This window comes from Paraburkholderia sp. BCC1884 (assembly GCF_900996225.1).
Lineage (GTDB): Bacteria > Pseudomonadota > Gammaproteobacteria > Burkholderiales > Burkholderiaceae > Paraburkholderia.
In genome coordinates, this window is sequence record NZ_CAAJGL010000112.1 from 422751 (window position 1) to 447385 (window position 24635).

The following is a 24635-nucleotide window of genomic DNA, read 5'->3' on the forward strand; positions in this document are numbered from 1 at the left end:
GCCTTTCAGGCTACAAAAACATCGATATTAGAATCTATTGTAGCCGTCGGGCTACAAAATAGCTTGCTGACCTGAAGGCCCCCGCGATACGGTCACACATAAAAAAGCGGGTTTTCCGCTGCCGCGAAAAACCCGCTAGATGTCCTTCACTCGGTCGGCCGCCAAGCCGGCCTGGACGTTACTTCACTGCACCGCCTTCGAACCATGCGGCAATCTTCATGCGTTCGTCGTCGGTCATGTGTGTGACGTTGCCCAGCGGCATCGCCTTCAGCGTCACGGCCTGCTGATAGATCCGCTGCGCGTTCTGCGAGATTTCATCGGGCGTATCCAGCAGCACGCCGGCCGGGGCGCTGCCCATCATCGTCGGATGGGCGGAGTGGCAGGCCACGCAGCGCTGTTGCAGCACCGGTGCGATATCGGCCACCTTGACGACCGGCGCATTCGCGGCTTGCGCCTGCGGCACGACGGGCTTCGGCATGGTCCAGAAGAGGGCGAAGAACATCAGCACGATACCCACCAGCGGCAGATACCACAGCACTTGGCCGCGGTGACGCATCACGAAGAACTGACGAATCAGCGCGCCGGCCAGCATGATGATCAGGAGCACAGCCCAGTTGTACGGGTGCGTGTAGGTCATTGCGTAGTGGTTCGACAGCATCGCGAACACTACCGGCAAGGTGAAATACGTGTTGTGCACCGAGCGTTGCTTGCCGCGCTTGCCGTAGATCGGATTCGGCGTGTCGCCCTTCAGCATCGCGGCGACCATCTTGCGTTGGCCCGGAATGATCACGAAGAACACGTTGGCCGACATGATCGTCGCCAGCATTGCGCCCATGATCAGGTAAGCCGCACGGCCCGCGAAGATATGGCAGGCGAGCCATGCCGCGATGAATACATAGACGCCGACGCAGATGCCGAGCACCTTGTCTTTATTGCCGAGAATGCGGCACAGCGAGTCGTAGACGATCCAGCCGGCGGCGAGGAAGCCAAGCGCCGAAGCAACGGCAACCACCGGACCCATGTCGAGCACGTTCTTGTCGATCAGATACGTGCTCGGCGAGAACAGATACAGCACGGTGAACAGACCAAAGCCCGACAACCACGTGGTGTACGACGGCCACTTCGACCAGTGCAGATCGTCCGGCATTTCCGGCGGTGCGACGGTGTACTTCTGCATGTTGTAGAAGCCGCCACCGTGCACGTGCCACAGTTCACCGAACACGCCACGCTTGCGCTGGTTCGGATCGGTTGGCGGTTTCAGGCTGTTGTCGAGTGCGACGAAATAGAACGACTCGCCAATCCATGCGATCGCGGCGATGACGTGGAACCAGCGAATCGCCAGATTCAGCCAGTCGGTGATAAAGCCTTCCATGAAACTCCTCCACTTCTGATTCGTTGTACGCGCAACGACGTTCAGCGCCTTCGGGAACCCGGCTAACGGGTGGTCGGCGAACAGGACGTCATGGCGCAGACTGCGGGGTGAAAGACGCGGTGCGCTCAGTTCGCACTGCGCCGTTTTTTTAGTGGGTCTTCAAATCGAGCCGCGTGCGGCCGATGTCTCCTCAACTGCCGCGATACGTGCTGTATGCCCACGGCGACACCAGCAGCGGCACGTGATAGTGCGCGCCGGCATCGGCCACGCCGAAGCGCAACACGACGCGGTCGACGAAACGCGGCTCCGGCACCTTCGTGCCGATCGACGCAAAGTAGTCGCCGGCGCCGAACACGAGTTCGTATTCGCCCGCGACTAACGCGTCGCCTTCGAGCAGCGGCTGGTCGCAGCGGCCGTCGTCATTGGTGGTGGTGGTTTTGAGCGCGCGGCGGGTGTCGCCCGAGAGCGCGAAGAGTTCGACCTTGATGCCCGCGCCGGGACGGCCGTTCGCGGTGTCGAGCACATGGGTAGTGAGCTTTCCCATTCGCAATTTTCCTTATGTGAATGCGAGGTTTCGGCGGCAGCCCGATCCAGATACGTTTGCGGCGGATCGAGGCTCCACGTCAGTGGCTACATACCCGTCGGCGAATTGAAGCGAGCGCCGTGGCAGCCATTGTAAAAAGGTTGTTCCGTTCAGCGCGCCCGAGATAGGAAAGATAATACCTGGCGCATGACAGACAGCCTGCTGAAAGCCGCAGCGAGTCGATTCGTTCGACTATTGGAAGACAATTTGATCGTACCGGCGCCAAAAAAGCCCCACTATATCGACGACGTGAAGTTGGGTATCTCATTGGCGCGAGTTGTCATCGTTATTTTGGCCGTCGAAGGTTACACCTGTGCGCCGCAACAGACATGAGCCGGGAACGGCCTGAAGCGCGGCACACCCCGAAGACGGCGGAAGCACGCTGGGTAACCGGGCCAACGGCGTTCGACGGGACGCGGCGGCACGGTTGGCGTGTCGTCACATCGCGTTCGAACGGCTTTGCACGGAAGCATTGAAGCGGAGAAGCGAATGACGATGGAACAAACGGCTGGCAAGCCGAAGAAAACGATGCTGGTCAAGCACGCGGACGTGCTGGTCACGATGGACGGCGCCCGGCGCGAGTTGCGCGACGGCGGCCTGTATATCGAGGACAACCGCATCGTCGCGGTCGGGCCGACGGCCGAGTTGCCGCAAACGGCCGACGAAGTGCTGGATATGCGCGGGCATCTGGTGATCCCAGGTCTCGTGAACACACACCATCACATGTATCAGAGCCTGACGCGCGCGATTCCCGCCGCGCAGAACGCCGAGTTGTTCGGCTGGCTGACCAGCCTCTACAAGGTGTGGGCGAACCTCACACCGGAAATGATCGAAGTCTCGACGCTGACGGCCATGGCCGAACTGTTGCTGTCCGGTTGCACGACGTCGAGCGACCATCTGTATATCTACCCGAACGGCAGCCGCCTCGACGACAGCATCGTCGCGGCGCGCCGGATCGGCATGCGCTTCCATGCGGCACGCGGCAGCATGAGCGTAGGGCAGAAGGACGGTGGTCTGCCGCCGGATTCGGTGGTCGAACGTGAAGCGGACATTCTGAAAGACACGCAGCGTCTGATCGAGACATATCACGACGAAGGCCGTTACGCGATGCTGCGCGTGGTCGTCGCGCCATGTTCGCCGTTTTCGGTGAGCCGCGATCTGATGCGCGAATCGGCGGTGATGGCGCGTCACTACGGCGTCTCGATGCACACGCACCTGGCGGAGAACGTCAACGACATCGCGTATAGCCGCGAAAAGTTCGGCATGACGCCCGCCGAGTACGCGGAAGACCTCGGCTGGGTCGGTCACGACGTCTGGCACGCGCACTGTGTGCAACTCGACGACGCGGGCATCGAACTGTTCGCGCGCACGGGCACCGGCGTCGCGCATTGTCCGTGTTCGAACATGCGGCTCGCGTCGGGCATCGCGCCAATCAAGCGGATGCGTCTCGCAGGCGTGCCGGTGGGGTTGGGCGTCGACGGTTCGGCGTCGAACGATGGCGCGCAGATGGTGGCGGAAGTGCGTCAGGCGCTGCTGCTGCAACGCGTCGGCTTCGGACCGGATGCGATGACCGCGCGCGAAGCATTGGAAATCGCGACGCTCGGCGGTGCGAAGGTGCTCAATCGCGACGACATCGGCGCCTTGGCGCCGGGCATGGCGGCGGACTTCGTGTCGTTCGATTTGCGTCAGCCGCTGTTTGCCGGTGCGCTGCATGACCCGGTCGCGGCGCTGGTGTTCTGCGCGCCGTCGCAGGTGAGTTACAGCGTGATCGGCGGCAAGGTGGTAGTGAAAGACGGACAGTTGACGACGCTGGAACTCGGACCGGTCATCGAGCAGCACAACCGGCTGGCCAGGACGCTTTACGAGGCTGCGGCGTAACACATGGAAGCGAGGGTTATCGGCTCATTCATCGGAACGGCCGCCGATAACCCGCAAAACCCAGGCCTCAGGGCTTGTCGATCAACGTTTTGGTCGCTTCGGCGACCAGACTGCGCAACCAGCGCACTTCATCGGAGTAATGCACGCGCTCGTGCCACAGCTGGTAGTACTGCATCGGCGGGAAATCGAGCGGCGCGGGCACCACGGTGAGCGGCAGGAACTTGGCGTAGTAGTCGGCAAAGAGGCGCGTCGTCGTGAAGATCAGATCGGACTTGATCAGCACGTACGGCGCCAGATTGAAGTACGGCAAAGTCACGACCACATGACGCTTCAGGCGCTCGCGCGCGAGGTGGACGTCGATCGCGCCGCGCTGGCCCACCGAGTAAGGAGTAGGCGCAAGATGCGGCGCATTCAGGTACTGGTCGAGCGTCAACCCGCCACGCTTGGCAAACGGATGCGCGCTGCTCATCAGGCAGACGATCTGATCGACGAACAGGTTCGACAGGTGCAGTTGCTCCGGCGGTTCCGGCCAGTTGCCGACCACGATGTCGAGCTTGCCGTCCTCGAGCGCGAGTTCGTAGTCGAACGCGGGCCCGAGCGAATGAAACTCGAGCGTCGCGTTCGGCGCGGCCTGGCGAAAGCGTTCGACCACCGTCGGCACGAACAGCACGTTCAGGTAGTCCGGACAGCCGATCCGGTAGCAGCGAATGGACGTCGCCGGATCGAAGTTGTGCTGCTGGAACTTGATGCGTTCGATTTCGCGCAGCGCGTTCTGCACCGGTTCGAGCAGGCGCAGGCCGTACTCGGTCGGCACCATGCCGGACTTGCCGCGCACCAGCAGCGGGTCGCCGGTGATGTCGCGCAAACGGCGCAGCGCCGCGCTGATGGCGGGTTGCGATTGATTCAGTTTGACGGCCGCGCGCGTGACGCTGCGTTCCATCAACAGGGTGTGCAAGACGCGTAAAAGATACGTATCGATCGCCTCGCGTTGCTGACTCATGACTTCTCCGAAATATATGTTCTGGCTGATCGAGCGGGCGTGGGGGTATATGACTTTTAATATGAACACAAAGCCACGTCAAGGGTGGGATACCCGCAGAGCACGTATTGGCGCGGGTTTGCGGGGAATTTTGGCGGCTCGACTGAGCGGGTCGAATTAGGTATTGTCATCCGGTTGTGGTGACGGATCGCTTGCCGGCAAGGCGGGCGGACGCGCTGGAACCGGCAGTCACTGACGTACTACGGAATCACATGAGCAACTCTTCTTATAGCGACGGCGCCGCCGCGCAGCCGGCAAACAGGCCGGAACAGGCGGCGCCCCGGTTGATGCTCACGGGCATCACCAAACAATATCCGGCCGTGCGGGCCAACGACGACGTCACGTTGATCGTCGCGCCGGGTGAAATCCACGCCGTGCTCGGCGAGAACGGCGCCGGCAAAAGCACGTTGATGAAAATCATCTACGGCGCCGTGCGCCCCGACGCCGGCGAAATTCATTGGGAAGGTCGGCCAGTCGAGATCGCGAGTCCGGCGGCGGCCCGCAAGCTCGGCGTCGGCATGGTGTTCCAGCATTTTTCGCTGTTCGAGACGCTCACGGTCGGCGAAAACATCGCACTCGCACTCGACGAACCCTTCGACCTGAAAACGCTCTCCAAACGGATTCGCGAAGTGTCGGCCGATTACGGTCTCGACATCGATCCGCAGCGTCATGTGCATAGCCTGACGGTGGGCGAGCGGCAACGCGTCGAGATCGTGCGCTGCCTGCTGCAGAACCCGCGTCTGCTGATCATGGACGAGCCGACTTCGGTGCTCACGCCGCAAGCCGTGCGCAAGCTCTTCGCAACGCTGCGCCGGCTCGCTGCCGAAGGCTGCAGCATTCTCTACATCAGCCACAAGCTCGATGAAATCCAGGAACTGTGCGACACCGCGACGGTGATGCGCGGCGGCCGCGTCACCGGTCACGTGACGCCGAAGCAGGAGACCCACGCGTCGCTCGCGCAGTTGATGGTCGGCCATTCACTGCCCGATTACACGCGGCGCGAACACAATCCGGGCGCCGTGCTGCTCGACGTGAAGCAACTCTCGGTGCAAAGCGACGACCCGTTCGGCACTTCGCTCGATAACGTGTCGTTCGGCGTGCATGCCGGCGAAATCTTCGGCATCGCGGGTGTGTCGGGCAACGGCCAGGCGGAATTGCTCTCGGCGTTGTCGGGTGAAAAGCGCGGCGCGCGGGCGGACGCCGTCACGATTTGCGGTAAGGCAGCCGGGCGCCTCGGCGCGGGCGGCCGACGTTCGCTCGGTTTCGGCTTCGTGCCGGAAGAGCGGCTGGGTCGTGGCGCAGTGCCCGCGATGAGCCTGTCGGAAAACGCATTGCTCACCGCCCATCGTCAGCAGATGGTGAGCTCGGGCTGGATCAAGGCGGGCGCGATGCGAGCCTTTGCAAAACGCTGCATCGAAGCCTTCGACGTGCGTTGCGGCGGCTCGGAAGCGCTGGCGCAATCGCTCTCCGGCGGCAATCTGCAGAAATACATCATGGGCCGCGAGATTCTGCAGGCGCCCAAGGTGCTGGTGGTCGCGCAGCCCACGTGGGGCGTCGACGTCGGCGCAGCGGCGTTTATTCGCCAGCAGTTGCTCGATCTGTCGGCGCGCGGCGTGGCGATTCTGGTGATCTCGGAGGAGTTAGAAGAGTTGTTCGACATCTGCGATCGCATCGCGGTGCTCGCAGGCGGCAGACTCTCGCCGGTGCGCGCCACGGGGGCCACCAACGCCGAGGAAATCGGCCGCTGGATGGCGGGCCTGTTCGGCGACCGCGAAGGCGCGGCGCCGTCGGCGGAACAGCCGGCGCATGCCTGAGCGGTTGACTGCGCCAGAACGCAGTCTGCTGCTCAGCACCAGAACCCTACAAAACACACGCTACCCATGATTCTTCCGTATCGACTCGAAGCCCGCACGACGCCCTCGCGCACCATGCAGCTCGCCGTGCCGCTGATCGCCGCGTTGCTCACGCTCGTGATCGGCTTTCTGATCTTCAGCCTGGTCGGCCGCGATCCGCTCGAAGCCATGCACGCGTTTTTCATCGAACCGCTGTCGAGCGTGAACGGCTGGTCCGAGCTGCTGCTGAAAGCGTCGCCGTTGTGTCTGATTGGGCTGGGCCTCGCCATCGGTTACCGCGCCAACGTCTGGAACATCGGCGCCGAAGGGCAGATGCTGCTCGGCGGGATTGCCGCGAGCGGCGTGGCGATCTATTTCGATCAGGCCACCGGCTGGTGGATTCTGCCGACCATGATGATCGCCGGTGTGCTTGGCGGCATGGCGTGGGCGGCGATTCCCGCGCTGTTGAAAAGCCGCTTCAACACCAATGAGATTCTCGTCAGTCTGATGCTCACGTACGTAGCCACGCAGCTGCTGATCTATCTGGTGAGCGGCCCGTGGCGCGACCCGCAGGGCATGAACTTCCCACTTTCGGAGATGTTCAGCGGCGACGCGCTGTACCCGACTTTCGCAGGCGACTGGCACTGGAAGTGGCTACGTGGCACGCGCCTGAACGCCTCGGTGTTCGTCACGCTGATCGCGATTCCGCTCGTGTGGGTCTTCATGCGCAAGAGCTTCGCGGGTTACCGGATGAACGTCGGCGGTCTCGCGCCGCTCGCCGCCCGCTACGCCGGTTTCTCCGACAAGAAAACCATCTGGACCTCGCTGCTGATTAGCGGCGGTCTCGCGGGCCTTGCCGGCATGGGCGAGATTTCCGGTCCGATCGGCCAGTTGCAGGCCACGTGGTCGCCGGGGTATGGCTTCACCGCGATCATCGTCGTGTTCGTCGGCCGACTGCATCCGGTCGGCATCGTACTCGCGAGTCTGCTGATGGCGCTGCTGTACCTCGGCGGCGAAGCGGTGCAGACCTCGATGCAATTGCCGCAGGCGCTCTCCGGCGTGTTCCAGGGGCTGTTGCTGTTCTGCCTGCTGGGCGCCGACCTGTTCGTGAACTACCGTGTGCGCCGCCGTACGCTGGCCGCGCAGGTTCACTAACGCTCAACGACTTCCTGCCGGATCACCATGGATATCAACCAAGCCAGCTCGCTCACGTCGAGCGCCGTCACCGCCGCGATTCCGCTGATGTTCGCGGGCGCGGGTGAACTCGTCGCCGAGAAATCGGGCGTCCTCAACCTCGGCGTCGAAGGCATGATGCTGATGGGCGCCGTCAGCGGCTACGCCGTCACCGCGATCACCGGCAACCCGTGGCTCGGCGTGCTCGCCGCGATCGGCGCCGGGCTCGCGATGTCGCTGCTATTCGCCTTTCTCACGCTCACCATGCTTGCCAACCAGGTCGCCACGGGCCTTTCGCTGACGATCTTCGGCATTGGCCTGTCGGCGTATGTCGGCAAGCCGTACACGTCGGCCGCGGTGCGCGCGACCATCGACACGTGGACCATCCCCGGTCTCTCGAAGATCCCGGTGCTCGGCCCAGCGTTCTTCAGTCTCACGCCGCTCGATTACCTCGCCTTCATCATGTTCGCGGTGATCGGCTGGTTCCTGTATCGCACGCGCGCCGGCCTCGTGCTGCGCTCGGTCGGCGAGTCGCCGCAGGTGGCGCACTCGGTCGGCTTTCCGGTGGTTGGGGTGCGATACGGCGCAGTGGCTTTCGGCGGCGGCATGGCGGGGCTCGCGGGCGGTTACTACTCGATCGTCAATCTGCACTTGTGGCAGGAGAATCTCACCTCGGGCCGCGGCTGGATCGCGCTTGCGCTGGTCGTGTTCGCGACGTGGCGCCCCGGACGTCTGCTGATCGGCGCACTGCTGTTCGGCGCCGTGACGGGGCTGCAGTTCTACGCGCAGGCGATCGGCGTGCCGGTGCCGACGCAGTTCCTCGCGATGCTCCCGTACGTCGCCACGGTCGTCGTGCTGGTGCTGATCTCGCGCAATCCGAACACGATCCGGCTGAATGCGCCGGCATCGCTGGGCAAGCCGTTTTTCTCGGCAGGCTGACCGACCACACGGTTCTCATTCGACAAACATAGTCGACGAACACATTCGATAAACGCAACAGGAGAAAACATGAAGAGAAGAAATCTGCTGACCGCATTCGCTTGGGGCGCGGCCTCGCTCGCACTCGCCGCGCCGCTCGCACAAAGCGCGCAGGCCGCCGATGTGCCGGGCGTCGCATTCGTCTACCTCGGCAATCCGGGCGACGCGGGCTGGACGTTCGCGCACGACCAGGGCTCGAAGGAAGCGGAAGCGAAGTTCGGCAACAAGATCAAGATCACCCGCATCGAGAACGTGCCGGAATCGGCCGACTCCGAGCGCGTGTTCCGCGATCTGGCGAGCAAGGGCAACAAGATCATCATCGGTTCGAGCTTCGGCTACCAGGACTTCGAACTGAAGGTCGCGAAGGACTTCCCGGATACGGTGTTCCTGCACGCAACCGGCTACAAGAAGGCGCCGAACTTCGGCACCTATGACGTGCGCATGTATCAGGGCGCGTACCTCGCCGGCGTCGCCGCAGGCTATGTGACGAAGACCAACACGCTCGGCTTCGTCGCCTCGGTGCCGATTCCCGAAGTGATCCGCAACATCAACGCGTACACGCTCGGCGCGCGCTCGGTGAATCCGAAGGTGCACACCAAGGTCATCTGGATCAACAGCTGGTTCGATCCGGGCAAGGAAAAGCAGGCCGCTGAAACGCTGATCGGCCAGGGCGCCGACGTGCTGCTGCAAAACACCGACTCGAGCGCGACGCTCGCGACCGCATCGGAAAAGCACGTGCATGCGTTCGGCTGGGATTCGGACATGAAGAAGTTCGGTCCTGACGCGCACCTCGGTTCGGTGGTCGCGCATTGGGGCGTGTACTACAACGCGGCGATCCAGCAGGTGCTGGACGGCAAGTGGAAGAACGATCCGGTGTGGTGGGGTATTCCGCAAAAGGCCGTCAACCTGGAAGACCTGAACACCGGTGTGATCTCGGCCGACGCGCAGAAGCAGGTCGCGGCCAAACGCGACGAACTGGCTGGCGGCAAGTGGGACGTGTTTACCGGCCCGATCAAGGATCAATCCGGCGCAGTGAAGGTGCCGGCCGGCAAGACGCTGACCGATCCGGAACTGCAACGCCTGAACTGGTACGTGGAAGGCGTGGACGGCTCGCTGCCGAAGTAACGCTTCGGTGCCTGAGCGCATCACGATGCGTCAGGCGGCGCTCTCGGTAACCGCTGTTCGCTAAAGCTGCGTCCCTCACGGACGCAGCTTTTTTTTCGCCGGCGCGTCGTCAATCGATGCGCAAACCGACCTTGATGGTTACCTGCCAGTAAGCCACCTTGTCGTTTTCGATCTGGCCCCGCGTTTCCGTCACTTCGAACCAGTGCAGATTGCGCAGCGTCTTCGACGCTTTTGCAATGGCGGTGCTGATGGCGTCGTCGATGGATTTGGGCGACGAGCCCGTCAGTTCGATCTGCTTGTAGACGTGTTCGGACATGTTCTTCCTCCGTTGATCTTCGTTGGTGTTCAAAAAGTATAGGCAACGGGCCACGCGCCGGAGGCCCGGCATGTAGCGCCCACGAGCGAGTCATGTCGCACGTCACGTGCCCGATATACGGGGCGAAGGCGTGGCCGTTATCATGTCCGCGCAACGTAATCCGTTATCTGACGAGGTTCGAAAGTGGAAATTGGTTTTTGCGGTCCCGGTCTGATGGGTACGCCGATGATCCGGCATCTGCTGCGCGCGGGGCACACCGTGCACGTGTGGAATCGCACGCGGGCGAAGGCTCAGGCGTTGGTGGCCGATGGCGCTCAGGTGGTCGACACGTCTCGTGAGCTTGCTGCGCGCTGTGAAGCGGTGCTGCTGTGTGTCGCGGACGCGGCGGCGGTCGAGGAGACGATATTCGGCGCGCAAGGGCTCCTGAGTGCCGGCGATGTATCTGCACCGGGTCGGGTGCGCTGGATCGTCGACCATTCGAGCATTCCGCCTGCTGCGACGCGGGCGCTGGCGCAGCGCGCGGCTGCCGCGTATGCATCGTCGAATGCGGCGCATGGCAGTGCCGGCGCAGGCGAAGCCGCGTCGGCCATCGGCTGGGTCGACGCGCCCGTCTCAGGCGGCGTGGCCGGCGCCACCGCCGGCACGCTGGCGGTCATGGCCGGCGGCGCCGACGCAGATGTGGCCGCCGTCAAACCCTTGCTCAGCGCCTACGCGGCCCGCGTCACGCATATGGGCGCAGTCGGCGCGGGCCAAACCGCCAAGCTGTGCAATCAGACCATCGTCACCGCAACCCTGGCGGCGATTGCCGAGGCCGTGAGCCTCGCGCAGCGCAGCGGCCTCGACGCCGCGAAACTCACCGAAGGCCTGGCCGGCGGTTGGGCCGATTCCGTGCTGCTGCAGATTTTCGTGCCGCGCATGACGCAAACCGGCCTCGCGCCGGTCGGCGCGTTCCGGACCTTTCAAAAGGACCTCGACACCGTCGCCGCCACCGCCTATGAAACCGGCACGCCGATGCCGGTCTCGTCGACGGTTCAGCAACTGCTGCGTCTCGGCGCGGCGATGGGGCTCGGCGAGGCCGATCTGTCGGCCTTCATCGACGTTTTGCAGACGCCGCGCGGCGGCCAAAGCCAGTAGCGCGGCGGCCGTGGGGGTTGAATTCGCGATAACCTGCTAAAATATTGGGTTTTTCGCCGATATCACATTCAAAGGGACGCGCCGTGCTGTCTACCGCCAATATCACCATGCAATTCGGGCCCAAGCCCCTCTTCGAGAACATCTCGGTCAAATTCGGGGGAGGGAATCGCTATGGCCTGATCGGTGCGAACGGCTGCGGCAAGTCCACCTTCATGAAGATTCTGGGCTCCGACCTGGAACCGAGCTCAGGCACCGTGATGCTCGAGCCGAACGTGCGCCTTGGTAAATTGCGCCAGGATCAGTTTGCGTACGAAGACGTGCGCGTGCTCGACGTCGTGATGATGGGCCACGCCGAAATGTGGGCCGCCATGACCGAGCGCGACGCGATCTACGCGAACCCCGACGCGACCGACGACGACTACATGCATGCCGCCGAACTCGAAGCAAAGTTCGCCGAGTACGACGGCTATACCGCCGAAGCGCGCGCGGGCGAGTTACTGCTCGGCATCGGCATTGCGATCGAAGACCACAACGGTCCGATGAGCAAGGTGGCGCCGGGCTGGAAGCTGCGCGTGCTGCTCGCGCAGGCGCTGTTCTCGAAGCCGGACGTACTGCTGCTCGACGAGCCGACCAACAACCTGGACATCAACTCGATCCGTTGGCTGGAAGACGTGCTCAACCAGTACAACTCGACGATGATCATCATCTCGCACGATCGACACTTCCTGAATCAGGTTTGCACGCACATGGCCGACATGGACTTCGGCACGCTGAAGGTCTATCCGGGCAACTACGACGACTACATGCTGGCCAGCACGCAGGCGCGCGAGCGTCAGCAGAACGCCAACACGAAGGCGAAGGAGCGCGTGGCCGACCTGCAGGACTTCGTGCGCCGCTTCTCGGCGAACAAGTCGAAGGCGCGTCAGGCAACCAGCCGTATGAAGATGATCGACAAGATCAAGATCGAGGAATTCAAGCCGTCCTCGCGTCAGAATCCGTTCATCCGCTTCGAGTACGAGAAGAAGCTGCACAACATCGCGGTGGTGGCGGAGAAGATTTCGAAGAAGTACGAACGCACGATTTTCAACGACTTCAGCGTCAGCGTGCAGCCGGGCGAACGGATCGCGATCATCGGCGAGAACGGCGCGGGCAAGACGACGCTGCTGCGCTCGCTGCTCGGCAAGCTCGGGCTCGATCACGGCACGGTGAAGTGGGCCGAGAACGCGAATATCGGCTACATGCCGCAAGACACGTACGAAGAGTTTCCGGACGACGTCACGCTGATGGACTGGATCGACGGCTATCGCCAGGAAGGCGACGACGAGCAGATGGTGCGTGGCACGCTGGGCCGTCTGCTGTTCAATGCCGACGACATCCGCAAGTCGGTCAAGGTGCTCTCGGGCGGCGAGAAAGGCCGCATGATCTGGGGCAAGCTGATGCTGGGCCGCCACAATGTGCTGCTGATGGACGAGCCGACCAACCACATGGACATGGAATCGATCGAGTCGCTGCAGATCGCGCTCGACAAGTTCGAAGGCACGTTGATCTTCGTGTCGCACGACCGTGAGTTCGTCAGCGGCCTGGCGAACCGGATTATCGAAGTGAAGACGGACGGGACGTTGAACGACTTCGGCGGCAACTACGAAGATTTCCTGTTGAGCCAGGGCGTGCAGTAAGCGTACGCGTCGTACCGTCAATAGAAAAAGCCCGCTTCTCTGAAGCGGGCTTTTTTTTGAGCTGTGCCTGAAGTGATCGACATCAACGAATCGATCGGCTTGCTGACCTGATCCGCACACCGCTTGACCTGAAACAACCCCCGCGGCCCCCGACAGCCGATTATCGAACGCTTCGATAATCCGCCAACGGTTCGCCATGCTCCCCTCTCATTCCTTTGCGCCGCTCGTGATTCGCGGGCGCTCGTTGCTTCCCGTCGTGCAGGGCGGCATGGGCGTCGGCATATCCGCGCATCGGCTGGCCGGCAGCGTCGCTCGTGAAGGGGCGCTCGGCACGGTCGCCAGCATCGACCTGCGGCACCATCATTGCGATCTGATCGACCTGTGCCGCCGCTCGCCCGATCGCGCAACGCTCGAAGCCGCCAACCTCACCGCACTGGCGCGCGAAATCCAGGCGGCCAAAGCGCTCAGCGAGGGTAACGGCATGGTCGCCGTGAACGTGATGAAAGCGGTCAGCGCACAAGCCGACTACGTGCGCGTGGCCTGTGAGAGCGGCGCGGACGCCATCGTCATGGGCGCCGGTCTGCCGCTCGATTTGCCCGACATGACGCAAGGCCACGACATCGCGCTGATTCCGATCCTGTCGGACAGCCGTGGCGTCGCGCTCGTGCTGAAGAAGTGGATGAAAAAAGGCCGTTTGCCCGACGCCGTCGTGATCGAACATCCGGCTCATGCGGGTGGCCATCTCGGCGTCACGAATCTCGCCGACATGCAGGATCGACGCTTCGATTTCGTCCGCATCCTCGAAGAACTCGATACGGTCTTCGGCACGCTCGGTCTGAATCGGCAAGACGTGCCGCTGATCGTCGCGGGCGGCATCAACAGTCACGAAGCGGTACGCGCGCTGCTGAGCGCCGGCGCCAATGGCGTTCAGCTCGGCACGCCGTTCGCCGTCACCGAAGAGGGCGATGCGCACCCCAACTTCAAGCGCGTGCTGGCCGAAGCCAGGCCCGAGGACATCGTCGAATTCGTCAGCGTGACGGGGCTGCCCGCGCGCGCGGTGAAAACGCCTTGGCTCATGCGTTATCTGCGCCACGAAACGACGATTCGCGAGAAGGTCGGCGCGCTCAAACATACGTGTCCGACCGCGCTCGACTGCCTCAGCCTGTGCGGCTGGCGCGACGGCATCGAGAAGTTCGGCCACTTCTGCATCGACACGCGGCTTGCTGCCGCATTGCGTGGCGATGTGGCCAATGGTCTCTTCTTTCGAGGACGCGAATCCTTGCCGTTCGGCACGGCGATTCGCAGCGTTCACGACCTGATCGAGTTGCTGCTGACAGGGGCGACGCGGCCTGCGGTCGCAGGACGCTGGACGTTCGCCTTGGGTTGACGCCGGTCAACCTGCAAACGGATCAGACCTTCGACAATCCCCGCAGATCATTCAACACCCGGGGAAGCACATGAAGCGTTCGCTCAGCAATACCATCAAGACTTTCGCCATCGCCTCGAGCCTGCTAGGCGGGCTCGCGCTGGCGTCGCCAGCTCAGGCCGCCGGCGACGACGCCATGAGCGGCATCCATGCCGGCGACGTGCTCGTGCGCCTGCGGGCCATCAGCATCATGCCGAGCGTGAAGACCAATCAATCGCTGGCGGCGCTCAACGTCGACGTGAACAACGCCATCGTGCCGGAGCTGGATCTGACTTATATGATCCGCGACAACCTTGGCGTCGAGCTGATTCTCGGTACCTCGCGCCATCAGTTGACGTCGAGCATCGGCAATCTCGGCGGCGTGAACGTGCTGCCGCCCACGCTGCTGCTGCAATATCACTTCAATCACGCAGGACGGATTCGTCCGTACGTCGGCGCGGGCATGAACTACACGCTGTTCTACAACAACGGTTTGAGCGCAGGCGGGGCGCCGGTCTCGATCACGAATCACAGCTTTGGGCCCGCTCTGCAGGCGGGCGTGGACGTGCAGGTGACCAAGTCGCTGTTCGTCAACGCGGACATCAAGAAAATCTGGATGCACACGGACGCGTCGGCCGGCGGTGAGCCGCTCGGCCGTCTGAATATCGATCCGGTGATCGTGGGCTTCGGCGTCGGGATGCGCTTCTGATGTTCCGGCGCATCGCGGCATGAAACCGCTTGTCGCCAAAAAAAACGCCGGGCAATCCCGGCGTTTCATCAAACTACAGCTTGTCGTTCCTGAAGCGCATCGCCGTGCCTTCCTGCTCGATGCGCACCCACACGGCACGCTTTTCCTCGTCGCTCAGAAAAACCCAGTTGGACACCTCGGTGGCGGTGCGGCCGCAGCCTTTGCAGATATCGTCGAAAAGCGTGGAACAGACGCCGATGCACGGGCTGTCGGGGAGAGCGTGGAGATTCGAAGCCATCGGAAACCTTGGGGCAGAGAAGCGAAGTTCCGCTATGTTAACCGATGCGTGCCCGGCGCCTCGCCGGGACGGCCGTCATGGCCGACGCTCACGCACGGTTGGCAGCATCCACCGTACGGTTCGTGGCACGCCATACGTTGCCCACGCTCAGCGCGCAATGCTGTAGCCGATCCGCGCGATCCAGTGCTGGCGGTTGTTGTAGTCGAGCAGATCCTCGCCGTAGCCGTTGAAGTAGCCCACCCACACATAGCCGCCCCATGCGCTGCCCAACAGTTTGGCCAGCGGATACGTGAGTTGCGAGTCCACGCTGCCGTACCAGTGCTTGGTGCCCTTGCGTACCGTGGTGGCCAGTTGCCAGCCGTCCGGGCTGCCGTATTTCACCAGCAGATCGACGTAGCCGCGATAGTCGGCGATATCCGGGTTGTTGCTCGTGCCGAAGTAGTAATAAATCTTCGGCGACACGGTCAGATGGTTGGCGCTCAGATCGCCGAACTCCCAGGTCGGCCGGATAAACGGCATGTTGATGCTGCGCGAGTCGTCGCCGGCCTTGCCGTTGGACTCGTGCGCGAACCCTGCGGCAAAGCCCATGCGTGTGAACCACGAACTGCGCCAGCCGGTGTCCGGCACGTAATAGAACAGTTGCGGGCTGTAGGTCGTGTCGCGGAACGGACGCGAGTCGGCGGACAGGTCCCAGATCGAAGTTTGCGTATAGCCGAAATACAGATTGTCGAGAAAGGCTTTCGAGCGCAGATCGTCGGGGATCAGGATGCGGTATTTGAAGCTCAGTTGCAGCCTTGCATTCGTATCGCCGTTGTGGCCGAAGGCGATATACATCGGCTCGTAGAGCGAAAGATGCGCGAGCACGCCGCGCGAGTCGGTGGCGAGCGAGTCGCTCGGCGGCAACATCGCATCGCCCGTCGGACCGCCGACGACGGCTGCGGTCGCCGCGACCTGCGCCGGCGTGGTCGCCTGGCTCTCCGAGCGTTCTGCCTGGGCCACGGCGTCCTGCTGCGGTCCGCGATTGATCGCGACGAGGGCCGGCGAGGCGTCGAAGCCCACCGGATCGATGCGCACTTCGCCGCGCGCCGATTGCGGCCACGGCGCGGAGAAGCGCACCTTGCGGAACTGGCCGGGGCGCAGATGCAGGGTGTTGGGCACGCCGGCTTCGCGTTGCAGTTCGAGCGGCTGCGGCGACTGCTCGGCGCCGTTCAGCGACACGCGGATGGTCGGTGGAACGGTGACCGTCAGAGGCTTGGCGTCGTCGGCGGAATAGAGCAGCGTGATCTGCAACGGCTCGTTGGCGGCGGCGACGCGCGCCGGTTGCAACATTGCGACCGTCGCACGCGCGTCGCCGGGAAACGCAGCGAAAGTGCCGAATGCGGCGCTGGCAACGAAAGTGGATAGCACGGCACCGCGCATGCGGCGCGGCGCGCCGGGAAGAACTGGCAACGACGCGTTACCGATCGAGCCACCGAACGAGGTAGGCAGGGACGCGCCAGAAGGCGCGGTAAAAAAAGCACGAAGGCGCATGGGCTGTTTCGTCCAGTAGCAAAAGCGCGCGAGCGGCACGGTGTGGCAGGGGTCTCGGAACAGCCCTGCGTCGCTACACCGGTCGCTCGCGCCGAAGCGCACAAGAGGCGCGAAAGTGGCACAAAAACGGCTGCCGTAAAAGAAGCCGGCAGCCGCGTCGAAACCGTGACGTCATGCTTCAGGCGATGCCGCAGCGGACGGCGACGCGAGTCATGACGCGATACTTCGAACAATACTTACAAACTCACTTCAGTTAAAGATGCTTGCAAAACGGCGCGTCATCCACCGAACGCCAACTGCCCCAGCAGCGCCGCGTTCAACACGACGATAAACGCAGCCGACAGCCACGCCAGCGCGAGCGGTACACCTCGCACGCGCCAGCCGCGCATCAGGCTCGCATCCGACGTGCAACGGATCAGCGGCACGACCGCGAGCGGCAATTGCAGGCTCAGCACGACCTGGCTCGCCACCAGCAATTGATTGGAACCATGCGGCCCGAACAGCGCGACCGCGAACAACGCTGGGCCGATCGCCAGCGCGCGTGTCAGCAAAGCGCGCTTCCACCTCGGCAAGCGGATACGCAGAAAACCTTCCATCACGGTCTGGCCTGCCAGCGTGCCGGTGACCGTCGCGCTCAGCCCACAGGCGAGCAGGGCCGCTGCGAACAGAATGCCGGCCCAGTGCGTGCCGAGCAGCGGTGCAATCAGCCGATGGGCATCCGCGAGATCCGTGACATCGCGATGGCCGCTCGCGTAGAACACGGCGGCCGCCACGATCAGCAGCGCCGCGTTGATCACGAACGCAAAACACAGCGAGCCGAAGGTGTCGAGATTGACGACCTGCAACGCGGCCTTGATCTGCTCGTCGGTGCCCTCCGGCGCATGGTGTTTGACGAGCGCCGAGTGCAGGTAAAGGTTATGCGGCATCACCGTCGCGCCGACGATGCCCGCCGCCAGCCACACCATCCCCGCATTGCGCAGCAGTTCGAGACTCGGCGCGGTGCCGGCCAGCGCCGCGTGCCAGTCCGGCCGCGCCAGCGCCAGTTCGACCACGAAACACAACCCGACGAAGCCGATCAGCGCCGCGATCACCGCTTCGAGCCGGCGGCCGCCTTTCTGCTGGAGCGCAAGCAGTGCGAAGGTGCAGACCGCCGACATCAGCACGCCGACCGTCAACGACACGCCAAGTAGCAATTGCAACGCGACGGCACTGCCGACCACCTCCGCGACGTCGCACGCGATGATCGCGACTTCGCTGGTCAGCCACAGAAAGAGGGCGCCGCGACGGCTCGAACGCTCGCGGCACACTTGCGCGAGATCGCGCCCGGTCACCACCCCGAGCCGCGCCGACAGCCACTGCATCAGCATGCCCATCAGGCTCGCCAGCAGCACGATGCCGAGCAGGCGGTAGCCGTAGCCCGCGCCCGCGCCGAGCGCGGTCGCCCAGTTGCCCGGATCGATATAACCCACCGCGATCAGCGCGCCCGCGCCGACGAACGAAAACCAGTGCGCAGGACGTGTTGGCCCGTCGCCGGGCAGACGCCGGCGGCGGTTGGGTCGCAACGCGGAGGGATTGGTATTCATCGGTGCCAGAGGGTCAAGACCGCATGCGGTCGCAAGCCACGTGCCTGCCGCGCGTGCGGCGCTTGCGCGTCGAGGCCCGCTTTGCGCGTCGCGCGCTTCGCGGTGGGCGCGCACGCGGGTCTCTCCAGGCTATTGTGCACCGTCGCGCAGCGCATGGCTCGGGCCTCATTCGACGGTCTCGCACGAGGTCAGCCGGCGCGCATAATCTGCGCCGCAAAGGCCCGCCAGGCGAGACGCTGCACTCGACACAACCTGTTTCGACGTGGCTCGGTTGCACCAAGCTGACAACCAGATAACGCGGCAGTATGACCCAGTGTTTTTTTCGGGTAGACACGCGCCCATAACCCGCTAAAATTGCGCCCAATTTTCCAGCGGTGCGGCTTGCGCTGTACCGTTTGCGCGACATCCAGGCATTTTTTTTGGAGCGCGCAATAATTGATGGTAGTTTTCGGGTTTTTCAGGGGAGCCGTGTGCGCGGTGCCGCGGCAGGGTTGAGTCGGTCGATTCGGGCCGGTCAGGATCGGAGAACGGGATGAAAAGACGGGTAGTGGGGCAGGTGGCGGCGCTGGTTTTGTGCGCGACGCCGTGGTTGACGGCCGCTGCGAAAGACACGCAGCTGAACGTGTATAACTGGTCCGATTACATCGCCAAGGACACCATCCCGAACTTCAGCAAGCAGACGGGCGTCAAGGTCAAATACGACAACTACGACAGCGACGACACCCTGCAGGCCAAGCTCCTCACGGGCAACTCAGGCTACGACATCGTCGTGCCGACCAGCAATTACGCCGGCAAGCAGATCGCCGCCGGCATCTTCGCGCCGCTCGACAAATCGAAGCTGCCGAACCTGAAGTACCTCGATCCGTCGCTGATGGCGCTGGTGGCCGGCGCCGATCCGGGCAACAAGTACACGGTGCCCTGGGCCTATGGCACGACCGGCCTTGCGTACAACGTCACCAAGGCGCAGCAGATCCTCGGCAAGAACGTGCCGCTCGATAGCTGGGACGTGCTCTTCAAGCCGGAAAACATATCGAAGCTGAAGGCCTGCGGCGTGTCCGTGCTCGACGCGCCCGACCAGATGTTCGCCGCCGCGCTGCACTACATCGGCAAAGATCCGATGAGCACGAACCCGGCCGACTATCGCGCCGCGCTCGAGATGATGAAGAAGATCCGCCCGTACATCACGCAGTTCAACTCGTCGGGCTACATCAACGACCTGGTCGGCGGCGACGTGTGTTTCGCATACGGCTGGTCGGGCGACGTCGTGATCGCCAAGCATCGCGCGATCGAGGCGAAGAAGGCCTACAAGATCGAGTACTTCATTCCGAAGGGTGGCGCACCCGTGTGGTTCGACGTGATGGCGATTCCGAAGGACGCGAAGAACAAGGAAGCCGCGCTCGAGTGGATCAACTACATCGAAACGCCGCAGGTTCACGCCGCGATCACCAACGCCGTCTATTATCCGAGCGCCAATCTCGAAGCCCGCAAATACGTGGACAAGGACGTGGCGAACGATCCGGCCGTGTATCCGTCGCCGGAAGTCATCAAGACTCTGTTCCTGTTGAAGCCGTTGCCGCCGGAAATCCAGCGGCTGCAAACGCGGCTGTGGACTGAATTCAAGTCCGGCCGCTGATCCGCGCACGCTGTGAATGCGCGGTGAACGCTCAGTGAACAGGTAGTCAGCAACATCATGAAGCCCTCGGTGTCCACCGGGGGCTTTGTTCGTCAAACGCCAGAGTGAAGCAGCAATATGATGAGTAGTGACCAGTCAGGTGCGTCGGCCGGTGTCGCCGTGCCGTCCGCGCGAGTGAATGCCGTGACGGACGACGCAGCGGACAATTTCGTCCAGATCGTCGACGTCGTGAAGAAGTTCGGCGAGAGCGTGGCGGTCAAGGGCGTCAACCTGTCGGTGAAGAAGGGCGAGCTGTTCGCGCTGCTCGGCAGTTCCGGTTGCGGCAAGTCCACCTTGCTGCGCATGCTGGCGGGACTCGAAACCATCACGTCGGGCAAGATCCTGATCGATGGCGAAGACCTCGCGCAATTGCCGCCGTATCGCCGGCCGGTCAACATGATGTTCCAGTCGTACGCGCTGTTTCCGCACATGACGGTGGAGACGAACGTCGCCTTCGGTCTGAAGCAGGAAGGGGTGCCGAAAGCCGAGTTGAAAGATCGCGTGCAGACTGCGCTCGATCTCGTGCAGATGAGCCGTTTCGCGAAGCGCAAGCCGCATCAGTTGTCGGGTGGCCAGCAGCAGCGCGTGGCGCTGGCGCGTTCGCTGGTCAAGCGTCCCAAGCTGTTGCTGCTCGACGAGCCGATGTCCGCGCTCGACAAGCAGATCCGTCAGCGGACCCAGATCGAACTGGTCAACATTCTCGACAAGGTCGGCGTGACCTGCATGATGGTGACGCACGATCAGGAAGAGGCGATGACGATGGCAAGCCGCCTCGCGGTAATGAGCGAAGGCGAGATCGTGCAGCTCGGCACGCCGCACGAAGTGTACGAATATCCGAATAGCCGGTTCTCGGCCGAATTCATCGGCTCGGCCAATCTGTTCGACGGCCACACGGTCGAAGACGAGCCCGATCACGTGTTCATCGAAACGGCGGACCTGCCGGTTCGGCTGTACGTGAATCACGGCATCACGGGACCGCTTGGCATGCCGGTGACGATTTCGGTGCGGCCCGAGCGGATCGCGCTCACGCGCAAGCCGCCCGAGGGCGTGTACAACTGGGGCAAGGGCATCGTCACGAATATCGCGTACATGGGCGGCTATTCGCTCTATCACGTGAAGCTCGACGCCGGCAAAACGGTGATCGCGAACGTGTCGAGTCTCGCGCTCATGGAGATCGATACGCCCACCTGGGGCGACGAGGTGTACGTGCGCTGGAGCGCCTCGGCGGGTGTGGTGCTGACGTCATGAAGCGCTCGTTCAATTCGTTCGTCAACTGGCCGGTGCGGCGCTTCAATCTGAGCGGTCGCACGGCGGTGGTGGCTGGTCCGTTCATCTGGCTGCTGCTGTTTTTTCTCGTGCCGTTCCTGCTGGTCGTGAAGATCAGCTTCGCCGATTTGCAGCTTGGTATTCCGCCTTATACGGAGTTGACCAATTTCACGGACGGCGCGATTCACATCACGCTGGACCTGTCGCATTACGTGTTTTTGCTGACCGACAGCCTCTATTTCGCGACGTATGTCAATTCGGTGATGGTCGCGGCGATCTCGACCTTGCTGTGTTTGCTGATCGGTTATCCGATGGCGTATTACATCGCGCGATCGAATCCGGCGAACCGCAATCTGTTGATGATGGCGGTGATGTTGCCGTTCTGGACGTCGTTTCTGATTCGCGTGTATGCGTGGATCGGGATTCTGAAGAACAACGGCTTGCTGAATAATTTCCTGATGTCGATCGGGCTGATTCATTCGCCGATCGAGCTGTATCACACGAATACCGCTGTTTATATCGGCATGGTGTATTCGTATCTGCCGTTTCTCGTCATGCCGCTGTATGCGCATCTGGTGAAGATGGACATGACCTTGCTCGAAGCGGCCTACGACCTTGGCGCGAAGCCATGGAAGGCGTTCTGGCAGATCACCTTGCCGCTCTCGAAGAACGGCATCATCGCCGGTTGTTTGCTGGTGTTCATTCCGGCGGTGGGCGAGTACGTGATTCCTGAATTGCTGGGCGGCGCCGATACGCTGATGATCGGCCGCGTGATGTGGAATGAGTTCTTCGACAATGCCGATTGGCCGATGGCCTCCGCGGTGACGTGTGCGATGGTGTTGCTGTTGCTGGTGCCGATGGCGTTTTTCCAGTACGCGCAGGCGAAGGCGATGGAGGAAGGACGTCGATGAAGCCGAACCGGATTTTGCAGTTTATTGCCCTGGGGATCGGGTTTCTGTTTTTGTATATACCGATCGTGAGTCTGGTGGTGTACTCGTTTAACGAGTCGCAACTGGTCACGGTGTGGACGCGGTTTTCGACGCGGTGGTACGCGGCGCTGTTGCAGGATGACGAGCTGATCGCGGCGGCGTGGTTGTCGCTGCGGGTGGCGTTGATGACGGCGTTTGCGTCGGTGATCATCGGCACGTGGGCTGGATTCGTGCTCGCGCGGATGGGGCGGTTTCGGGGTTTTACGCTCTATACCGGGATGATCAATGCGCCGTTGGTGATTCCCGAGGTGATTCAGGGGATTTCGCTGCTGTTGCTGTTTATCGAAATGGCCAAGTGGTTGGGGTGGCCCGCGGGACGCGGTGTCTTCACGATCTGGATCGGGCACGTGATGCTGTGTATTTCCTATGTGGCGATCATCGTGCAGTCGAGGGTTAAGGAGTTGCATCCGTCGCTGGAAGAGGCTGCTCTGGATTTGGGGGCTACGCCGGTCCGGGTGTTCTTCTTTATTACTTTGCCGTTGATTTCTCAGGCTCTTGTTTCTGGGTGGTTGTTGTCTTTTACCTTGTCTATCGATGATCTCGTGCTGTCGGCGTTTTTGTCGGGGCCTGGGTCGACGACTTTGCCACTTGTTGTCTTCTCTCGTGTTCGGCTTGGGTTGAATCCAGAGATGAATGCGCTGGCTACGCTGTTTATTGCGGTTGTTACTGTTGGGGTGGTGGTGGCTAACTATTTTATGCAACGGGCTGAGAGGCGGCGGGCTGTGATGGCGGTTTGAGGTTTTGGTGGGTGTGTTTGTGCTTGTGTTTGTGCTTGTGTTTGCGTTTGTGTTTGTGTTGGCCTTTCCTTGAGGTCACGGTGGTCTATTGGCGTTCCCCCTGTGCGGGGGGGCACTCACTTTCTTTGCCGCCGCAAAGAAAGTAAGCAAAGAAAGCGGGCTCACACCGCTAGCTCAGAAGCGGGCGCCCTGGCTCGGAGGTGCTAGTGGCTCATCTGGAATCCGTGTTCTCGCACATTCGACGTCGGTGACAAAGCCGTCATTCATCCCGCCTCGCGCTGTGCGCTCAGCAGTGCGGTCAGCCGAAAACAGTTAGTGCATCGGCGCTCGAAAATTTGTCGGCGCTTTCCGTGCCGCTTTGGCCAGCAGCTTCGCTGCGTGGCGCGCAGTCAAACGGCTTTGTGCGACTCCCCGCGCATCCAGCGCAATGACGTCGTAGAGCTCCTTGTCACTCTCGACTTCACGACGGTAGTCCTCGCCCGTTTCGAGCCACATTCCCAGTAACGTCCGCTGTCGGCATCGCTCGTCATAGGTGACGGCAGGGCTCCGGTATATCGCTGTCGCCAGCGTCAATAATTTGTCCAGTTGGCTCAGGTGGCGCTCAATGAGTCGCGAAGCGGATAGCGCAAGTTTCTCGTATTGCAGCGCGTCGACCGGCGCACGCGTAGCACTTCGAGAACTCTTTGGGGATTTACTCATGTGCGATCTCCAGTTGCTGACTTGGATCGCCCGACACGCACTTCGTAAAGCTGGTGAGCGGGCACATTGACGGGATTCGCAGACCGGCACGTAGAACCAAAACCGGCGAGCCGTGAGGCTCTCCCGCCAAGGCCCGCCCATGGATACGGACGTTCGAAGGCAGCCGCGCACCTACTCAGTAAGCACACGGGTTCTACGTAATACAGGCCGCGAAACCTGTTTGTCGTGATATGCACGACAAAACAAGTCTAAGAGAGAGCCTCTCACAAGCGATCACCTGAGCAGGCTAAAAAGCGCGCAAAACCACCAATTCCGAAACGTCCGAACGCCGACGTCAGACGGCGTCTGACACACCGACAAAGATGAACCGTTCCGAGGAGCGCGCAGCGCGAGGCGGGAGGTATGACTGCCTTGTCACGCACGCGCAATGTGCGAGAACACGGATTCCAGATGAGCCACTAGCACCTCCGAGCCAGGGCGCCCGCTTCTGAGCTAGCGGTGTGAGCCCGCTTTCTTTGCTTACTTTCTTTGCGGCGGTGTATGGAACTGGGACATAGGTAACAGGTGTATCGGGACATGGGTAACACTTCGGAAACGTTTTTTCCGGAGCTGGCCATGTCATGGAACCCGAGAGATACCGTGAACCTACGTCTGGAATTTGT

General features: G+C 62.3%; 21 protein-coding genes. 13 read left to right on the plus strand and 8 right to left on the minus strand.

Annotation, left to right across the window (positions count from 1 at the left end; translation table 11 throughout):
- Positions 1-178 precede the first annotated feature (178 nt).
- Positions 179-1372, minus strand: a complete 1194-nt coding sequence (locus FQ705_RS27500; protein WP_144146606.1) for a urate hydroxylase PuuD — start codon at positions 1370-1372, stop codon at positions 179-181.
- Between the two features lie 190 nt (positions 1373-1562).
- The gene (gene uraH / locus FQ705_RS27505) at positions 1563-1916 is read right to left on the minus strand and encodes a hydroxyisourate hydrolase (RefSeq protein ID WP_144146609.1); all 354 of its coding nucleotides are present in this window, start codon (positions 1914-1916) and stop codon (positions 1563-1565) included.
- Positions 1917-2444: 528 nt separating this feature from the next.
- Here uraH and FQ705_RS27510 point away from each other — a divergent pair.
- Entirely contained in the window at positions 2445-3833 is a 1389-nt protein-coding gene (locus tag FQ705_RS27510; RefSeq protein ID WP_144146612.1) for an 8-oxoguanine deaminase, read from the plus strand.
- 67 nt (positions 3834-3900) lie between these two features.
- Here the strand turns inward: FQ705_RS27510 and FQ705_RS27515 are convergent, their stop codons facing one another.
- Complete coding sequence (locus FQ705_RS27515) at positions 3901-4833, minus strand: LysR substrate-binding domain-containing protein (RefSeq protein ID WP_144146614.1); 933 nt, start codon at positions 4831-4833, stop codon at positions 3901-3903.
- A gap of 251 nt (positions 4834-5084) precedes the next feature.
- Here FQ705_RS27515 and FQ705_RS27520 point away from each other — a divergent pair, with 251 nt between their 5' ends.
- The 4 genes from FQ705_RS27520 (at position 5085) to FQ705_RS27535 (ending at position 9980) form a co-directional block, all read left to right on the plus strand.
- Positions 5085-6686: an ABC transporter ATP-binding protein gene (locus tag FQ705_RS27520; RefSeq protein ID WP_144146617.1), complete on the plus strand. Its 1602-nt coding sequence runs from the start codon at positions 5085-5087 to the stop codon at positions 6684-6686.
- Positions 6687-6752: 66 nt separating this feature from the next.
- Complete coding sequence (locus tag FQ705_RS27525; protein ID WP_144146620.1) at positions 6753-7859, plus strand: ABC transporter permease; 1107 nt, start codon at positions 6753-6755, stop codon at positions 7857-7859.
- A gap of 27 nt (positions 7860-7886) precedes the next feature.
- Positions 7887-8816 (plus strand): ABC transporter permease, encoded by a 930-nt coding sequence (locus FQ705_RS27530; protein ID WP_144146623.1) that lies wholly within the window; start codon positions 7887-7889, stop codon positions 8814-8816.
- Positions 8817-8885: 69 nt separating this feature from the next.
- On the plus strand, positions 8886-9980 hold the full coding sequence (locus tag FQ705_RS27535; RefSeq protein ID WP_144146626.1) for a BMP family ABC transporter substrate-binding protein: 1095 nt from the start codon (positions 8886-8888) through the stop codon (positions 9978-9980).
- 109 nt (positions 9981-10089) lie between these two features.
- On the opposite strand, the gene FQ705_RS27540 is transcribed toward FQ705_RS27535, so the two are convergent.
- The gene (locus tag FQ705_RS27540) at positions 10090-10296 is read right to left on the minus strand and encodes a dodecin (protein WP_144146629.1); all 207 of its coding nucleotides are present in this window, start codon (positions 10294-10296) and stop codon (positions 10090-10092) included.
- Positions 10297-10479: 183 nt separating this feature from the next.
- Between FQ705_RS27540 and FQ705_RS27545 the strand changes: the two genes are divergently transcribed.
- The 4 genes from FQ705_RS27545 to FQ705_RS27560 all read left to right on the plus strand — a co-directional run bounded on the left by FQ705_RS27545 (position 10480) and on the right by FQ705_RS27560 (position 15220).
- The gene (locus FQ705_RS27545) at positions 10480-11430 is read left to right on the plus strand and encodes an NAD(P)-dependent oxidoreductase (RefSeq protein WP_144146632.1); all 951 of its coding nucleotides are present in this window, start codon (positions 10480-10482) and stop codon (positions 11428-11430) included.
- Between the two features lie 83 nt (positions 11431-11513).
- Complete coding sequence (locus tag FQ705_RS27550) at positions 11514-13106, plus strand: ABC-F family ATPase (protein ID WP_144146635.1); 1593 nt, start codon at positions 11514-11516, stop codon at positions 13104-13106.
- 196 nt (positions 13107-13302) lie between these two features.
- Entirely contained in the window at positions 13303-14493 is a 1191-nt protein-coding gene (locus tag FQ705_RS27555) for an NAD(P)H-dependent flavin oxidoreductase (protein WP_144146638.1), read from the plus strand.
- 70 nt (positions 14494-14563) lie between these two features.
- The gene (locus FQ705_RS27560) at positions 14564-15220 is read left to right on the plus strand and encodes an OmpW/AlkL family protein (protein ID WP_144146641.1); all 657 of its coding nucleotides are present in this window, start codon (positions 14564-14566) and stop codon (positions 15218-15220) included.
- Between the two features lie 73 nt (positions 15221-15293).
- On the opposite strand, the gene FQ705_RS27565 is transcribed toward FQ705_RS27560, so the two are convergent.
- From FQ705_RS27565 to FQ705_RS27575, 3 genes are all read right to left on the minus strand, one after another.
- On the minus strand, positions 15294-15497 hold the full coding sequence (locus tag FQ705_RS27565) for a DUF1289 domain-containing protein (RefSeq protein ID WP_144146644.1): 204 nt from the start codon (positions 15495-15497) through the stop codon (positions 15294-15296).
- A 147-nt stretch (positions 15498-15644) separates the two neighbouring features.
- A complete protein-coding gene (locus tag FQ705_RS27570; protein ID WP_260854623.1) occupies positions 15645-16916 on the minus strand; it encodes a phospholipase A in 1272 nt (423 codons plus the stop codon).
- A 389-nt stretch (positions 16917-17305) separates the two neighbouring features.
- A complete protein-coding gene (locus FQ705_RS27575) occupies positions 17306-18610 on the minus strand; it encodes an Nramp family divalent metal transporter (RefSeq protein ID WP_144146647.1) in 1305 nt (434 codons plus the stop codon).
- A 532-nt stretch (positions 18611-19142) separates the two neighbouring features.
- Here FQ705_RS27575 and FQ705_RS27580 point away from each other — a divergent pair.
- From FQ705_RS27580 to FQ705_RS27595, 4 genes are all read left to right on the plus strand, one after another.
- Positions 19143-20243, plus strand: a complete 1101-nt coding sequence (locus FQ705_RS27580; protein ID WP_144146650.1) for a polyamine ABC transporter substrate-binding protein — start codon at positions 19143-19145, stop codon at positions 20241-20243.
- A gap of 120 nt (positions 20244-20363) precedes the next feature.
- The gene (locus tag FQ705_RS27585; RefSeq protein ID WP_186308017.1) at positions 20364-21530 is read left to right on the plus strand and encodes a polyamine ABC transporter ATP-binding protein; all 1167 of its coding nucleotides are present in this window, start codon (positions 20364-20366) and stop codon (positions 21528-21530) included.
- A complete protein-coding gene (locus FQ705_RS27590; RefSeq protein ID WP_144146653.1) occupies positions 21527-22459 on the plus strand; it encodes an ABC transporter permease subunit in 933 nt (310 codons plus the stop codon). The genes FQ705_RS27585 and FQ705_RS27590 overlap by 4 nt, the downstream gene beginning before the upstream one ends.
- Positions 22456-23274 carry an ABC transporter permease subunit gene (locus FQ705_RS27595; protein ID WP_144146656.1) on the plus strand — a complete coding sequence of 273 codons (819 nt, stop codon included), beginning with the start codon at positions 22456-22458 and terminating at the stop codon, positions 23272-23274. The genes FQ705_RS27590 and FQ705_RS27595 overlap by 4 nt, the downstream gene beginning before the upstream one ends.
- Before the next feature lie 312 nt (positions 23275-23586).
- Here FQ705_RS27595 and FQ705_RS27600 read toward each other — a convergent pair whose 3' ends face one another.
- Complete coding sequence (locus FQ705_RS27600; protein WP_186308011.1) at positions 23587-23973, minus strand: hypothetical protein; 387 nt, start codon at positions 23971-23973, stop codon at positions 23587-23589.
- Between the last annotated feature and the right edge of the window lie 662 nt (positions 23974-24635).